The organism is Campylobacter sp. P091, from assembly GCF_002138935.1.
GTDB classification, from domain to species: Bacteria; Campylobacterota; Campylobacteria; order Campylobacterales; family Campylobacteraceae; genus Campylobacter; species Campylobacter devanensis.
On record NZ_MJKZ01000001.1, the window covers coordinates 179,834 to 196,588 of the forward strand.

General features: G+C 33.2%; 10 protein-coding genes and 2 pseudogenes. 2 read left to right on the forward strand and 10 right to left on the reverse strand.

Annotated features, from left to right (window positions below; translation table 11 throughout):
* Positions 1-11: 11 nt before the first annotated feature.
* From CIGNP91_RS00925 to CIGNP91_RS00935, 3 genes are all read right to left on the reverse strand, one after another.
* Entirely contained in the window at positions 12-1,856 is a 1,845-nt protein-coding gene (locus tag CIGNP91_RS00925) for a site-specific DNA-methyltransferase (protein WP_086253112.1), read from the reverse strand.
* Positions 1,846-4,734 carry a restriction endonuclease gene (locus CIGNP91_RS00930; RefSeq protein ID WP_086253113.1) on the reverse strand — a complete coding sequence of 963 codons (2,889 nt, stop codon included), beginning with the start codon at positions 4,732-4,734 and terminating at the stop codon, positions 1,846-1,848. Before CIGNP91_RS00930 ends, CIGNP91_RS00925 begins: the two co-directional genes overlap by 11 nt.
* A 263-nt stretch (positions 4,735-4,997) precedes the next feature.
* Positions 4,998-6,215 carry an ammonium transporter gene (locus CIGNP91_RS00935; RefSeq protein WP_086253114.1) on the reverse strand — a complete coding sequence of 406 codons (1,218 nt, stop codon included), beginning with the start codon at positions 6,213-6,215 and terminating at the stop codon, positions 4,998-5,000.
* 235 nt (positions 6,216-6,450) lie between these two features.
* On the opposite strand from CIGNP91_RS00935, the gene CIGNP91_RS00940 reads away from it, so the two are divergent.
* Together CIGNP91_RS00940 and CIGNP91_RS00945 are read left to right on the forward strand one after the other, a co-directional pair.
* Complete coding sequence (locus tag CIGNP91_RS00940) at positions 6,451-8,028, forward strand: flagellin B (RefSeq protein WP_086240294.1); 1,578 nt, start codon at positions 6,451-6,453, stop codon at positions 8,026-8,028.
* A 223-nt stretch (positions 8,029-8,251) separates the two neighbouring features.
* On the forward strand, positions 8,252-9,424 hold the full coding sequence (locus tag CIGNP91_RS00945) for a UDP-N-acetylglucosamine 4,6-dehydratase (protein WP_086253115.1): 1,173 nt from the start codon (positions 8,252-8,254) through the stop codon (positions 9,422-9,424).
* Positions 9,425-9,706: 282 nt separating this feature from the next.
* On the opposite strand, the gene CIGNP91_RS00950 is transcribed toward CIGNP91_RS00945, so the two are convergent.
* The 7 genes and pseudogenes from CIGNP91_RS00950 to CIGNP91_RS00975 all read right to left on the reverse strand — a co-directional run bounded on the left by CIGNP91_RS00950 (position 9,707) and on the right by CIGNP91_RS00975 (position 16,754).
* Positions 9,707-11,278 carry a flagellin B gene (locus CIGNP91_RS00950; RefSeq protein ID WP_086253116.1) on the reverse strand — a complete coding sequence of 524 codons (1,572 nt, stop codon included), beginning with the start codon at positions 11,276-11,278 and terminating at the stop codon, positions 9,707-9,709.
* A 404-nt stretch (positions 11,279-11,682) separates the two neighbouring features.
* A pseudogene (locus tag CIGNP91_RS08890) lies at positions 11,683-12,696 on the reverse strand (methyl-accepting chemotaxis protein); the annotation flags it as partial.
* Positions 12,697-13,137: 441 nt separating this feature from the next.
* Positions 13,138-13,743, reverse strand: a pseudogene (locus CIGNP91_RS08895) (cache domain-containing protein); the annotation flags it as partial.
* Positions 13,744-13,873: 130 nt separating this feature from the next.
* A complete protein-coding gene (locus CIGNP91_RS00960) occupies positions 13,874-14,407 on the reverse strand; it encodes a DUF2393 family protein (protein WP_086228270.1) in 534 nt (177 codons plus the stop codon).
* A complete protein-coding gene (locus CIGNP91_RS00965; protein ID WP_086232332.1) occupies positions 14,407-14,931 on the reverse strand; it encodes a DUF2393 family protein in 525 nt (174 codons plus the stop codon). The genes CIGNP91_RS00960 and CIGNP91_RS00965 overlap by 1 nt, the downstream gene beginning before the upstream one ends.
* Positions 14,921-15,658 carry a bifunctional phosphoribosyl-AMP cyclohydrolase/phosphoribosyl-ATP diphosphatase HisIE gene (hisIE, locus tag CIGNP91_RS00970; protein WP_086233388.1) on the reverse strand — a complete coding sequence of 246 codons (738 nt, stop codon included), beginning with the start codon at positions 15,656-15,658 and terminating at the stop codon, positions 14,921-14,923. The genes CIGNP91_RS00965 and hisIE overlap by 11 nt, the downstream gene beginning before the upstream one ends.
* Positions 15,659-15,668: 10 nt before the next feature.
* Positions 15,669-16,754, reverse strand: a complete 1,086-nt coding sequence (locus CIGNP91_RS00975) for an SPFH domain-containing protein (RefSeq protein ID WP_086232331.1) — start codon at positions 16,752-16,754, stop codon at positions 15,669-15,671.
* Between the last annotated feature and the right edge of the window lies 1 nt (position 16,755).

The window sequence follows — 16,755 nt, forward strand, 5'->3', positions numbered from 1 at the left end:
TATCTCCTTTTTTAATACACTACATTTAATCTATCTTTTAAAACGCTTTGTAAATTTAAAAAATCATCTATTTTGATATCGTTATATCCACTTATATAAACAGGCTTATCTGTGGTTGCTTCTAGGCTTTCTAGCACATTTTTATCGTAGCTTATAATATAGTAGCTATCATCAAATTTATAAAGTTTATCTTTGCAAATTTCTTCAGACTTTATATCAATCGTTTTTCCACTTTGAAGAGCTAAATTTAAGGCTTTATCCAAAGGGGTTAAATCTCTGTTTAGATATAATTCTAATGAGCCATCACTTTTTTGTATAAGAGTATCTTTATCGGTTAAATCATAGACGCAAAATCCTGTGTCTAAATTTGGTTTTTCAAGTTTATTTCCTGCTCTTTTGACTCTTTCAATCGTAATATCGCTAATTACAGGCTCCTTGCTTCCTAGCTCATTTTTACAAAAGTCAAAGGCGGTTTTGCTCTTTTTCTCATCGATCTTTTCATCAAGCTGAACTAGGATAAATTTGCGATTTCCATTATCTTGTGCGTTTTGTGCCATTACAGCGTGAGCGGTAGTACCGCTTCCTGCAAAGAAGTCTAGGATGATATTGTTTTCAGTTGGATTTGTAGCTAATTGAATTATATTATTTAATAATTTAGTTCCTTTTGGATCATTAAAAATTCCTTTACCTAATAAAGCTGCTAATTCTTCATTGTTTGAGTGAGTATGCCCAAAGTTATCATAGTGCCACAATGTTCCGCACGATATCCCATTCCTAACCTCGGATAAATATGTTTTTTTATCTACGCCACCATTTGCATTAAAATATAATTCTCCATTATTATATAATTTTAATAAATTTTCTTTTGAATATCTAGGATATCTACCTTTTGGGGCAGTCCAAGAAATGCCATTTGGGAATTCTATTGTATAAATATTGCTATCGTTACCGCTTCTAGCATGAAGTGGGGTAGGCTTCCACGCACCTTTTGGATCGTTATCCTTATTTTTATAACTAATATTTTGTTTTTCTGTTCTAGGCAACAAATTGGCATTAAACACAGCTCTGTTTTTTGCAAAGCATAAAACATATTCGTGCTGATTTGATATATCTGTGTCATTTGCAGTTGTATATTTATTCCACCAAATAAAATCAGCTACAAAATTCTCTTCCCCAAAAATCTCATCACAAAGTAGCTTTAAATTCGCTTGTTCGTTATCATCAATGCTGATAAATATCACTCCATCATCTTTTAGCAAGTCTCTTGCTAGTTTAAGGCGTGGCAACATAAAGCTAAGCCAACCGCTATGGCTTTTGGTGCTTGTTACGCTAGTGAAAAAATCCATAGCTTCGCTTAGCACCTCTGTTTCATTGCCAAATTCATCTATTTCTATTTTGATAAGTCCTGTTTCTATACAAATTTGCTTATAATCCTTTCTAAAATCATCAGGATAGATAAAATCATCATTTTTGGTATTATAAGGTGGGTCTATGTAGATCATTTTTATCTTTTCATAATATGCTGATTTAAGTAGTTTTAGTGCGTCAAGATTATCGCCTTTTATTATTATATTTTGGGTTGAGTTTGTGTTTTTGCTTTTATCAGCATTAAATTTAAGTTCTTTATCACAAGGCGTGTTATAAAGGGCATTTGCTAGACCTTTGCCTATCCAGTTTAACTCATAGCCTTTGATATTTTCTTTTACTTTGATATCTAAAAGCATCTTTATAGCGTCAAAATTTATCGCTCCATCGCTATTTATGGTTTGAGGAAATTTGCTTTTTAAGAGTTCATAAAACTCATTTTTTACAGGCTCTTTTATCTTTGCTTCTTTGATTAGGTTTTTATCTATCATTTTGTAGTACCTCTTGTAAAATTTCTATTAATTTTTGTTTGTTTATGCGTGTTTGAAAACTAACTTTAATATCGTTTAAATCACGCTCTAAACTTTCAAAAAATTTCTTAGCGTAATCTATCTTTTTTACTTCATCTGGTGGAATTTGTTCTTTTGTATCATAGCCTTTTGTCTCACAAATAAAAAATATCTTTTTGCCATTTTTGTCTTTTAGCAAATAGGCAAAATCAGGCTCATAATCTTTAAAAGGTGTAGGAATGCTAAATTTAGGAAGTTTAGCAAAAACTCTAATTTCAGAGTTTCCTACGCTTTTGATATCTTCAAAGATAACTTCTTCTTCTAATTTTGAGTCCCACACGGCTGTTTCATACAAATACGCACCGCTTGGGGCTTTGTCTTTTGTAATGTATCTGCCTAGTTTGTGTGCTTCTATACTACTTTTAGGCTCACCAAAGCTGTCATATAAGGCATCTTCTATGCTTGAATTTGAGAATTGATTTTGACAAAATTCATAAGATACAGAAGATATAAGGCTAGTGTGTAAGCTATCTTTTATTATATTGTTTAATAGCTCAAATGCTTTTTTGGGATTGTTTTTGATGATATTTTTGTCTAGTTTATTATAAATTTCTACGCAAAAATTTATCGGTAATTTTTGAGCGGTACAAAAATCTTTTAAAAGCTCTAATATTTTTATATTTTTATGAGTTATTTTATCTATTATTTGAGTGTTTTCAGTGATGATTTTATTTTTTTGCGTGTCGTATTTTTTGGTCTCTAAGTAGATGAAATTTGGCTCTATTTTTTGATTGTTAAATTTAGTTACTACGGCGTTTATAAGCTCATCGTTTTTTATATTTTTATAGACGATTTTGGATTTTTTATTTATAGTTTGCCAAAGCTCTTTAAACTCTTTTGCTAAATTTGTCTTTATTTTTATCATTTTTTGATTTAAATTTTTGTTTATTATTTGACTTGTTTTATTTGGTGAGTCTTTGAAAACTTCTAGAATAGAATCAAATTTATCTTTTAAAATATTTTTTATAGTTTCGTTATTTTGCATATACTCATAAATCGGTGAAATGATATTATAGCTGTCATTTTCTTCATCAAATTCTAAAATATTATTATCTTCTAAATTGATGAAAAATCTCATTATTTGATTTGAATTTAACTCAAATACATTAAGAATATTTTTATACAAAACGCTACCATTAAAGCTAAAACTAGAATTTATTATCTCATTTTGTAAGCCTTCTATATAGCTTCGCTCACTTCCGCTTACTACCATATCAAGCGAGTTAATATCGTAAAACAAGCTATCATTGTAATTCATAAAGTTGTGCGTAACTCTCTTGCCACTTGTATTTACACAAAGTCTTAGCCCACGGCCGACTTGTTGGTGGCGACTGATATCGCTTGAGCTACTTGCAAGTTTTGTGAGTGTAAAAATATTTGGATTGTCCCAGCCTTCTTGTAGTGCCCAAACGCTAAATATAAAACGCAAAGGTGTATCAAAGCTAATGAGCTTTTCTTTTTCTTCTAAGATAAGTCTTATATCTCTTGCTTCTTGGCTCTCTTTGTCTGTGTTTTTTTCGCCTTTACTTGGCTTAGCATCACCGCTAAAATAGCCTTGATGAACGCATAAATTGCCCTCATCATCAAAATCACGCATAAGATAAGCTCTATACTCATCACTTATATTTTGCTTTAAAATCTCTTCTCTTTTTGCTTTATAAAGCTCTTCAAATTTGGTTTTGATAAAAGGTTTTTCGCCTCTAAAATCATCTATGTTTGGGATAAAAAATAGGCTTAAAGCTTTGATATTTTGAGTAAATAAAAGCTCTTCTTTTTCAAAATGTAAATCTATAGATATTTTTAGCAAATTTGTTATCTCATCTTGATTTAATCTATAAGATGATTTGGTTTCTATTATATTACCATCGCTTAAATGGGCTCTGTTTTTGGTAACTTTTTGGAGGGTTATGCCACGAAATTTAGAATCAATTAATCCCAAATCATTGCCGTAATGTAAAGTAATTTTTTTGTCTATTCCTGAAACGAAATAAGAAAATATAGCTTTTTTAGCTTTGGTGTTTGCTTCTAATAAAACAAGATCATCATCTATGCTAGTTATTTGGCTTACTTTTATCTGTTTTACAAGATAGTTTTTAAACGCTGATACGCTATCAAGTATATAGGCCACATTTGATAGTTTAAATTCATCTTCATTTGGAAAAGTCGCACCAAATCTAAAATAGAGCGTATTTAATTTAGAAAAATTCGCACTAAATTTATCGCCCTTTAAAAGATGAGGCTCATCGATAATAGAAATAGGCTTTAAATTTATAATATTTTCAAATACACTTCCATCATTAAATAAATTTTCGCTTCTACGATTTAGGATATTGTCCTTTTTATCTATAGCACTATTTGTAAGGATCAAAACTGAAAGCTCATCTTCGTTTTTTATATAGTGATTTATGATAGAAGACTTGCTTTTTGTATCGCTGTAAATGTAGGTTTTGAGATGTTTTTTATAGATATTATAAAAGTAATTTTGAGTAAGCTTGATATTTTGTTTTACTGATTCTAAAATCGCCTTTCTAGGGACGAAAATAATAAATTTATTTTGTTTATAGGTTTTATTTAATTCAAATATCAAATTTAAATATGTAAATGTCTTACCAGTACCAGTCTCCATAAGGATATCTAAATTTAATTTATCGCTAGTAGCTTTATAAGGTAATGGATAATTTTTATAAAATTTTTTTAGGCACTCTTTAAGATTGTCTTGTTCTTTAAAATTAAAATCTTGAAGAATGGCTATAATATTATTTATACACTCTTGCTGAAAATCTTGTCGCTCAAAAATCATCTTAAAACCTTAAAAATATTATAAAATACAAGCTTATTATTTTATAATATTTTTCTTGTATTTTAATTGAAATCTCTAAATTTTAGACTCAAATATGATTAAAACCATATAGTTTAAAAATAGCTCAAATAATGATATTTACTGGTATTATAAAATCGATATAATTTGATTTAAGAATTTTGGAATTTAATTTCGCAGATTTAGTGAGTTAAATACCATTAATCTGCGAATTTCATAGTAAATAAAGATAGTTTAAACTCAATCTATCTTTTATAAGCGCTCTCGCCGTGTAGGCTAGCATCTAGACCCATGCTCTCATGCTCACTATCTACACGAAGTGGGGTAAAATATGATATAACCTTAAATATCACAAAGCTAATAATAGCCGAAACCCCAAAGCAAACCACAACTCCCATAATCTGCTCTAAAAGTAAATGCGTATTAAAGCTTACAAATAATCCTTCAAATTCAATACTAGGATTTATCTCTTTAGTAGCAAATAACCCCACACACAAAGCGCCCCATATACCGCCAAATCCATGTAATGAAAAGGCGTCTAATGAGTCATCTAGTTTGAGTTTGTATTTGATAACTATCAACCCCCAAAAACAGACAATAGCTGTGCTAGCGCCGATTATTATACTAGCTGCTATGCCTACATATCCGCAACCTGGTGTGATACCTACAAGTCCAGCTACTAAGCCACTTAAAGAGCCTAATATACTAGGTTTTTGTTTGTTTAAAATTTCCATAAATATCCAAGCTATATATCCGCTAGAAGCTGAAATAATAGTAACTATAAAGGCATTTACGGCGATCTCATCTACCTTTCCAGCGCTACCTGAGTTAAATCCTAACCAACCTATAAATAGCAAAATACCACCTAAAAAGGCATAAGGTATAGAGTGAGCTTGCTCACTGATATGTGCTATCTCTTTTCTAGCGCCCACCATCAAAACGCCGATTAACCCAGCTGTCCCAGCACTGATATGAACGACACCGCCACCAGCAAAATCTAGTCCACCACGAGTTAGTAAAAATCCTTGCTCATCCCAAATCATATGAGCCAAAATAGCATAGACCAAAATACTCCAAAAGATCAAAAATATCGCCAAAACACCAAGCTTTACACGCCCAACAAGCGATCCTGTGATAACGGCACTTGCTATTAGGGCAAACATCATTTGATATATCACATTGAGAAGTTGCGGGACTCCATTGGCATTTACACCTTCGACATTATTTAAAAAAGCAGCCGAAAGATCACCTATAATACCAAGGTAATCACCCTCATAAGCTAATGAAAAGCCAACAAATATCCAAGTAAATGATACTAATCCAAAGACTATGAAGCAATTCATTATAGTATTTAATGCGTTTTTAGCCTGAACTAGCCCAGAATAAAACATTGCTAGTGATGGAGTCATTAGCAAAACCAATAGCGAACAAAGCATTATAAATAGGGTGTTTATCGCATCCATTTATACTCCTTTTTTAAAAATATTTGGCATAATATCAAAAACTCTATAAAAATTTACTTAATTAAGAAATTTTTAATATAAATTTTATGAGATAATTTAAAATTTACTCTAAATTCAATTTTGATTTTCATATATTTGGGTATAAAAATTTAAATTTTTGATAAATTTCAAATTTTGGAACACACATTGCTTATACCCCATCGAACTTTTAATTTTTTAAGAAAAGGACTTAAAGATGAGTTTTAGAATCAACACAAATGTAGCAGCCTTAAATGCGCATGCTAACTCTGTAGTAAATGATAGAGCACTTACTGGCTCTCTTGGTCGCCTTAGCTCAGGCCTTAGAATTCAAACAGCAGCTGATGATGCTTCTGGTATGGCGATAGCTGATAGTCTTCGCTCTCAAGCTAACTCCCTAGGTCAAGCCATTGCTAACGCTAATGATGCTGTAGGTATCATTCAAACTGCAGATAAAGCTATGGATGAACAGATTAAAATACTTGATACTATTAAAACCAAAGCTATCCAAGCAGCTCAAGATGGTCAAAATGCTGATTCTAGAAGAGCACTTCAAAATGATATTAGCAGACTTCTTGAAGAGCTAGATATGATAGCTACTACTACAAGCTTTAATGGCCAACAACTACTAAATGGAAATTTTTCAAACAAAAACTTCCAAATTGGTGCTTATAGTAATGAAACAGCTAAAGTAAGCATAGGTGCTACAAACTCAAATACAATTGGGCATACTAGGTTTGAGACTACAAATAATGCAAGATATTCATCATTTAGTACAATTTCCAATGTGAGTGCTAGTGTAAAACTTAGCGGAATTGATGGATATCCTAATGGCTATGAATTTGAAAAACTTGATTATAAGATTTTTAGAACTGAAGGCTATAAAGCAATTGCTGATATGATGAATGGTGTAAGCGATAAAACTGGTGTAAGAGCAAAAGTTAATAATACTCAAATCTTTAGCAATACTATATCAGCTGGTTCTATTAAAGGCTTAATTATTAATGGTATAACTATTGGAAATATCACTACAAAAACAAATGATAGCGATAATGTTTTAATCGGTGCAATCAACGCTAAAAAAGATGAAACCGGAGTAGAAGCTAGTTTGCAAAATGGAAAACTAGTTTTAGCTAGTAAAGATGGTAGGGCTATTAGATTAAATATTTTATCTGGTGCAAGCTTTATGGGTGGATATACTGCTGGTACAAGCGCTCTTTATTCTACATCTGGTGGTGCGTTATTATTGGGCCAAATAACATTTATCCGCCAAGATGCTAGAGATATTAAAATTGGCTTGCAAGGTGGTCTATCTGCTATTAGCGGTATGTCTGCAGCTCCTATTAGTGAGGCAGTATCTGCTTCGGCTACATATAATGCTGCTAGCGTAAATTTAAAATATATGAACTCAGGAACAATTAGTGCAGCTATTGCTAAAGCAATGGGGTATTTTGATGGTGGAGCCTCTAATGCTGGTCAGTTGACAGACCAAAATGGTGGTGTAAATACTTATGGTGGTGCTCAGGCTATGGTTGATGTAGCTGAATCAGCTAGAAAAAGTCTAGATAGAATCAGAGCTGACCTAGGTTCAGTACAAAACCAATTAATAGCTACGCTAAATAACATCACAGTTACTCAAGTAAATGTAAAATCAGCTGAAAGCCAAATTCGTGATGTAGACTTTGCTAGTGAGAGTGCAAACTTCTCTAAATATAACATTCTAGCCCAAAGCGGAAGCTACGCTATGAGTCAGGCAAATGCTGTACAACAAAATGTCTTAAAGCTGCTACAATAAGTTAGTTTTAGTAATATACATTTCATTGCTATGCAATGATAAAAGCCTCTTAACTCTACTCACGGTGTGCGGTCGTTCGTAGAGTGATTTAATCAACTCGCACTTTAAAACTCATTAAACTTTACAAGTCCTTTTTACCTCTGGGAAACCAGAGGTAAAAGAGTATTAAATTTACTAAATTCAGCTATAAGTTGGTAAAATATAATCAAAAAAAGAGTATAAAATGATTGATGTTTTAAATCTTATAGGTAGGAGTGAGTCGCTATTTGATAGTGATATGGCTAGACTTAAAGATGAATTAAATGAGCGTATTTCTAGTTCTAAATTTTTAGTAGTTGGTGGCGCTGGTAGCATCGGCTCAGCGGTAGTAAAAGAGATATTTGCTAGAGAGCCAATGCGTCTTGATGTAGTTGATATTAGTGAAAATAACTTAGTAGAGTTAGTGCGTGATATTAGAAGTAGTTATGGCTATATACAAGGCGAGTTTGCTACATATGCTATAGATGCTGGATCGCAGATATTTGCTGATTTTATGGATTCTAAAGAGTATGATTATGTGCTAAATTTAAGCGCTTTAAAGCATGTAAGAAGCGAAAAGGATCCATATACATTAATGCGACTAATCCAAACAAATATATTCAATAGTGATGAATTGATGAAACGCTCAAAAAGATATTTCACTGTTAGTAGCGATAAAGCGGCCAATCCTGCTAATATGATGGGGGCTAGTAAACGAATTATGGAGATGTTTGCATTTTACAGATCAAATTTAACACCAGTAAGTATGGCTAGATTTGCAAATGTCGCCTTTAGCGATGGAAGCTTATTACACGGATTTGAACAACGAATCAAAAAGCTCCAGCCAATTGTAGCACCAAATGATGTTCGTAGATATTTTATAACGCCTAAGGAATCTGGCGAATTATGTTTATTAAGTGCGATATTTGGAGAAAATAGAGAGATTTTCTTTCCAAAGCTAGATGAGAAGCTAAATTTGATAAAATTCAGTGATATAGCTGTGCGTTATCTACATTTTAGAGGCTATGAGCCATATATATGTAAAAATGAAGATGAGGCTAGAGCAAAGGCTGCTCAACTAGCACAAAATGGACAATGGGCGTGCCTATTTGGTAGTAGCGATACAACCGGCGAGAAAGATTATGAGGAGTTTTACACAGATAATGAGCAGTTAGATATGGAGCGGTTTGCTAGTATTGGCGTGATAGAGAATGAGCCGGTGATAAATGGGGCAGGTCTAAATACATTTGAGGCAAATATAAAATCAATGATAGCAGATGGAAAATTTGATAAAGATGCGATAATGGCGGAATTTATGCAAGTTTTACCTGAGTTTAATCACATAGAAAAAGGGAGATATCTAGATGCAAAAATGTAAATATAGCAAACCACTATGCAAAGAGATAGTAAGATTTATCAAAAATGAATACAATAGTAAAAAATTCCACTATACTCTCCAAGGCTTCTAGGTAGAGATGGAGTATCTATGGCAGTGTATTGATACTGGATATGTATCGAGCATAGGTGAATTGGAATGGTCTGTGAGATTGATGAGATAGCACAAAGCTGATAGGATTGTAAATATCCCTAGTAGTGTGATTAGTTAAATTTATATAAAAGATTACTACGCCTTGTGTTTAGGCGTAGTACTAAAACTAACTTATTGTAGTAGTTTTAAGACATTTTGCTGTACAGCATTTGCCTGACTCATAGCGTAGCTTCCGCTTTGGGCTAGAATGTTATATTTAGAGAAGTTTGCACTCTCACTAGCAAAGTCTACATCTCTTATTTGAGATTCAGCTGATTTTACATTTACTTGGGTAACTGTAATGTTATTTAGCGTAGCTATTAATTGGTTTTGTACTGAACCTAGGTCGGCTCTTAGCCTGTCTAGAGTTTTTCTAGCTGCTTCAGCTACATCAACCATAGCTTGAGCGCCTGCATATGTGTTAACTCCTCCAGCTTGAGCTGTTCCAGTAGATGCTTCGCCACCTCTAAAAAAGCCCATTGCGTTAGCCGTATCTGAAACAATTGTTCCTGCGTTCATATATTTTAAATTTACTGAAGCTTGAGCATAACCAGTTGATGCATTAGCAGCGGTTATCATAGCGTCACCAGCAGTAAAACCAGATACTAAGGATATACCACCTAAACCAACTTTAATATCTCTAGCATCTTGGCGAATAAATGTGATTTGACCTAAATAAACCGTACCAGCCGAATGCGCATCTCCAGCTAATGAAGCACCCGTTTTAGCACCAAATACAGTAGTAGCACCAGTAGATGTTGAACCAAGCCTAATAGCTCTACCATCTTTAGCAGCTAGGACTAGTCTACCATTTTCTAGGCTTGCTTCTACTCCAGTTTCATCTTTTTTAGCGTTAATTGCACCGATTAGAGCATTGTCAGAATCATTAGCTTTTACAGTAATATTTCCGATTTTAACACCATTAATCATAAAATCTTTAATTGTACCAGCAGCAATTGCTTGGCCAAAAATTTGAGTATTATTAACTTCAGCTCTTATACCAGTTTTATCGCTTACGCCATTCATCATTTCAGCTACAGCTTTTAAACCATCTGTTTGTAATGTTTTTGCGCTAATCGTTTGAAATACATAACCACCCGGATAACCATCAATACCACTTAGCTTAACAACTGCATCTGCCATTTGAGAAATATTAGAAGCTACCACATTTTTTAGTGTCTCAAACCTAGTATGCCCAATTGTATTTGAGTTTGTAGCACCTATACTTACTTTTGCAGTTTCATTACTATAAGCACCTATTTGGAAGTTTTTGTTTGAAAAATTTCCATTTAGTAGTTGTTGGCCATTAAAGCTTGTAGTAGTAGCTATCATATCTAGTTCTTCAAGAAGTCTTGAGATATCATTTTGTAAAGCTCTTCTAGAATCAGCATTTTGACCATCTTGAGCTGCTTGGATAGCTTTAGTTTTAATAGTATCAAGTATTTTAATCTGTTCATCCATAGCTTTATCAGCAGTTTGAACAATACCAATTGCATCATTACCATTAGATATGGCTTGACCTAAAGAGCTAGCTTGGCTTTTTAGTGAATCAGCAATAACAAGACCTGATGCATCATCAGCTGCTGTTTGAATTCTAAGACCTGAGCTTAGGCGACCAAGTGAGCTAGTAAGCTCTCTATCTGTGATTTGTGAGTTTGCGTGAGCATTCATCGCTGCGATGTTAGTATTTATTCTAAAGCTCATAACTTTTCCTTTGTGTTAAGATTTCCCTATAAAACTTAAATCCATTTAGGGGTTGTTTTTATTATATCGAACCAAATATTAAAAAGTTTATATATGGGGGGGGGGATTTTGATAAATTTGAAGAAAATATTGCAAATTTTTTAATAAATTTGAGTAATTAATTAAATTTAGATTATATATTATAGATTTAGGCTAAGTGATTTTATAATTTTTAGAGTGGAATTTAGATTGGATTGGATGAGATATTAAAATATTATGGGGGTGTGATTTATTTGAGGGGATGGGGGAGGTTAGAGTAAAAATATATATTGTGATTGATTTAATGAGAGCGCCCCACAATAGAGTGGGGGCTTTAATAGTATAACTTTTAATAGTAAGAGTTGTTACAATATAAAAAGCTAAATTTAAAATTTCTTTTTCTTAACCTCTTGCACAATTGCATTTGCAATCATATCAACTTCATTTGCTACTACATTGCTATCTTGTGCGATTTGTGTATTTTGTCTAGTTAGACCATCGACATTTACTATAGCTTCGTTGATTTGGTTTATAGCTGTTGTTTGCTCGCTGATACTTTGGCTCATCTCATTTATGCTTTGGCTTAGGATATTGACATTTGCTTCGATTTCGCCTAGGGATTTTTGAGTTCTTTCAGCTAGTTTTCTGACCTCATCAGCCACCACGGCAAATCCCCTACCATGCTCGCCAGCACGAGCTGCTTCGATGGCTGCGTTTAGGGCTAATAAATTTGTTTGGTCTGCGATATCTCTAATTATTGTAATAATATTTTTGATATCTTCGCTTTGTTTGATAACTTCACTAGCTCTATCATTTATAGAGTTCATTGAGCTACTCATCTCTTCAACCGCTGCGGCGCTCTCTTGTAGGGATTCGCTTTGAGATTTAGCACCTTCGTTTAGTGATGCGACAAAGCCTTTTAGCTCATCGGCTTTATTTTGTAGGTTGTTTGCTTGTTCTAGATTTGCCCTTAGCATTTTAGTAACTTCATCGCCAAGTAGATTGGTAACTATCTCGACTTCGCCTTTTGGGTTTTCTATTCTTACGGTGAAATCTAGCTGTTTGAATTTATCAAATACACTTTGGATGGCGTTGATATCGTTACCTACTTTTTGCTCTAAGACATCTAGCATTTTGTTTAGGACATTTTTAAGTTTTAATAGCTCTGGTGAAGCTGGGTTTAGAGTGATTCTAGCGGTTAGATTTCCGTTTTCTACTTCGCTAGCTCTTTTTAGAGACTCTTCAACGGCTTTTGAGTCTTTGTCTAAATTTGATTTTACGATTACGATATTATCGTTGATAGCCTTAGCCATTTGGCTGATTTCATCGTTATTGGTAATTACTGCTAGGCGAGCGTCGGCTCTTTTGTGGTTTAAGAAATCGAAGAAATCTGATAGTAAAGCTCTGATATTTTCTATTCTAGTAATTAGCATTTTTGTAGCGAAGAATAGGAAAAATCCACCGATTATAGCGACTATTATGCCTACAATTATTAAGCTATTTCTAGCTGATGAGATTTCAGCGAAAATCTCTCTAGTAGGAACTAGTGTAGCAAGACCCCAATTCTCATCCATATTATGCATATTTACTCTGGATAGGTTGAAGTGAGCGTGTTCTTGTATGCTTTTGCTCATAGCTGCTACTGTAGCGTAATCAATTTCTTTGTTATTTAAAACTGGTAGTAGTTGAGCTAGATTTGGATTTACTTGTTGGATAGCTAATCCCCTATTTTGTGGGTTAGGACTGGCTACCATTATACCTTTGTTTGAGACTAAGAAGCTTGTATCGCTTTTGTATAGTTTAATCTCTTTTAATCTATCTATAAAATATGTTTCTAAATCCAAATCAGCACCGATTATACCTATTGTTTTGCCTTTGTATTTCACAGGAAAAGTCATAGAAGCCATTGTTATGTTTTTACCCTCTATATGGTCGCTAAAAGGCTCGGTTAATCTTGGTTTATTTAGGCCATTTGCGTAATAATCTTTGCTTTTGAAGTTATCTTCGATACGCTCAAGTCTGTTGTGATAATTGACATATATGGCTAGATCGCCAGCTTGGGTATATCGTGGGTCGTTTGAATTTGGGTTTTTGGCGTATATGCTGTCATCTGTAGTGTAGAAAAATATCCCAGCGGCTATTTTTTGATCTTTTATGGCTTCGCTTAACATATTTGTTATGATATCAACAGGCATAGCTATACCGGAATTTAATGATGATTCCATAGCTATTTTATAAGCATTTAAAGCATCGGAAATTTTGTTAAATTCAGCAGCGATGTAATTTGCTTGTGATAAAGAACCAGCTTCCATGAAGGCAGCAGAATTCGACTCGACTCTATTTATGGCTTGATATGTGGCGATACCAGCAACGGTAGCTACTATCAAGGCAGTAAATACAAAACCCGCAAAAGCAAGTTTAACTGATAGTTTCATATTTTTGAACATATTTATCCTTTGAAATTTTTTATTATATATTTTAGCTCATATTAGATTTATAATAACTTAAAATAGACAGATTAATTATTATAAGAAAATTATATATAAATATTTAAGCCAAATTTAAATTTGACTTAAATTATTTACAATCTAGCGTATAATTTGTAGTATGGTTTTTAAAGTGAGCAGGATATGGCATTGTAAAGCTAAAGCCTCTTTGATCACCGCTTGGAAGGTCTTTGAGTATTAAAAATTCACCTTTTTGTGAACCTTTTTGGCTATGATTACTACCAATATAAGTATCAAAAAATCCACGATTTTCAAAATTGCTAGCCTCTAATCCTTTTTCTGGAGTATTGATTAATTCAATATTGATTGTACATGAATTAATATAACCATAACCAACATTTTTAATAATACCACTATAACTAATAGTCTCATTGATTAAGGTGCGCCTACCCTCTAAATTGATAATCTCAGCAACTTTGGTATATTTATCAATTAGCATCATTGAAATCATAGCCAAACAACTCATAATAGCAACATTAACAATAAGTAGACTAATAGCTTGTTTAGTGCGGTGTTCTTTTAGGATTATTAAATAGGTAAATAAACCAAACATCGATAAAATCAGTATCAATACTATTATATGAAATATATTAAAATAGCTCATTAAAAACACTCCGTTCTTAGTGTGGTGGTATAGTTTTGTGGGCGAAATTCTTTCATAACGAATTTGATTTCCCCAGTTTTGCCAGGTTCAATCTGCTCAGTTATAATTACCTCTGTATGAAATGGGTTAAATTTAAATTTTAAATTTTCAAATTTGCTTTTTCCGATATTGTGAAAACTTAGCTTTATTCGGCACTTTTTAAATGGTTGTTTGGATTTATTGGTTATATTTATATCAGCTATCATAACATCAGAGTAAAATAACTGACGAAGTGGGGCAATATTTACATCTTTTGGGCGTGTTACATCATCAATAAATTTAAGTGAATAATTTATACCAGCACCTAGCCCTACAAAGCTAAGCAAAAATAAAATTATAGCAAAAAATGGACGCTTAAACATCATATAAATGGCTAAAATAAATAGCGCCAAAAATAGCAAAATTACCCACGAAACTGCGACATAATCATAAAATCCAAAGTTGCTTACATAAAATTTAATGGTAGAAAATATACTATTTGTCACGGGCTTTCTTCTCTTCTATTCCGCTTATACCTTCACGGCGTTTTAGTTCTTCTAGTACTGCATTTGGATGAATATCATAATCAGCTAACGCAACAATCATATGAAATAACACATCAGCTGCCTCGTAAATAGCGTCATATTTTGGCTGACCTGGTTTATGCTCACCAAAACTCTCTTTGTTCATATTTGCATATAACTTAAAGCGCTCTAAATCTTTAATTGCAAGAGCAAATTCACACGCTTCTTCAGATATTTTTTTAAGATAACTATCTGGAGATTTTGTATAAAGTTTAGCAATATATGAATTTGAACTTGAATTTAGCTTTCTATTAAGTGCAATATGATAAAGATGATCTAAGATATCATATTTTATCTCTTTATTTAAATTTGGCCTGCTGTTTTGTTCTAAATTTAAATGATTAAAAAAGCAAGATTTCTCTCCAGTATGACACGCTACACCACCTATTTGTTCTATTTTTAAAAGCAAAGCATCACTATCGCAATCAAGGCTAATGGATTTAACAATTTGAAAATTACCGCTCTCTTCGCCCTTTTTCCAAATTCTAGATTTAGTGCGTGAGTAGTAGTGAGCTAGACCAGTACTTTTAGTAAGCTCAAAGGCTTCTTGATTCATATATGCAAGCATTAAGACCTCACTAGTAGTAGCCTCTTGGACTACTACTGGGAGCATACCATTAATCTTATCCCAATTTACACTCACGCTCATCTAAAAATCCTTAATTTTGTGTTGAAGTTTGTTTTTGTTTATCTTTGGTATCTACCCAGATATTTGGAACAGCTCCACCAGGAGTTAAGAAAATTTTCGCATCTTGATTGGTTTTTAAAGCTTCGTTAAACCCTTTTTGAGTCTCGATCTGTTTGAGTTCTAAAAGATTATTTGTCAAGCTTCTTGCGATTTGTGAATTTGAGTAGGCTTGCGCATCGGCTTCGATTTTAACGGCATCGGCTCTACCTTGGGCTTCGATTTTTACAGCTTCGGCGGTACCTTTAGCAAGAGCAGCTTTTTTAAGAGCTTCTTGATTTGCACGCTCAACTTCATATTTAGTTCTTTCAGCCTCTTGTTTTGCTATTTGAACTCTTTCAATCTGCTCTTTTACTTTTGGTGGCAATATTATCTCTCTTAGCTGAACACTAGCTAATTCTACAGGTTGATTTGGCTGTTTATCAATATCAGAGCGAATTCCCATATCGATAGCTGCGGCGATATCGTTTCTACGCTCTGGTAGCTCTTCTGCTGTGTATTTACCTGTTACATTTCTTACAACATTTCTTACAACTGGGTCTATTATTTTATTTTCCCAGCTAAAACCCCACGCAGCAATGGTTTGTGGTGCATTTTGTGGATTTAGGCGATACTGAACAGTAATATCCATACTAACAGGAAGTCCACGAGAGTCTAAAACCGATATAGTATCTTTAGTTTCAATTCCGCTACCACGGAAATTTGTCTCATTTCTACCCTCTGTAGAGGTGTAATTAATCTGACGAACTTTAGTATCAACTATGCGTACCTCTTGAATAAAAGGTATAAAAAAATGAAATCCTGGTTGAAGTGGATTTGGGTCAAATTTACCAGCAGTAGATTTAATACCTACCTCACCTGAGTTAATAACCACAAATGGCTTAGCTACCACCAAGATAACAATTATAGCAATTAAAGCATATATAATACCACTAAATTTACCTAAACCTCCGCTCAAATTTGGTACATTTGGCTTTTTAAAATTAAAATTTGGCTTCCTCTCATCGTTATTTGAGTTACCATTTTTTTTATTAAAATAGTCATTTAAATCTGCAGGCAAT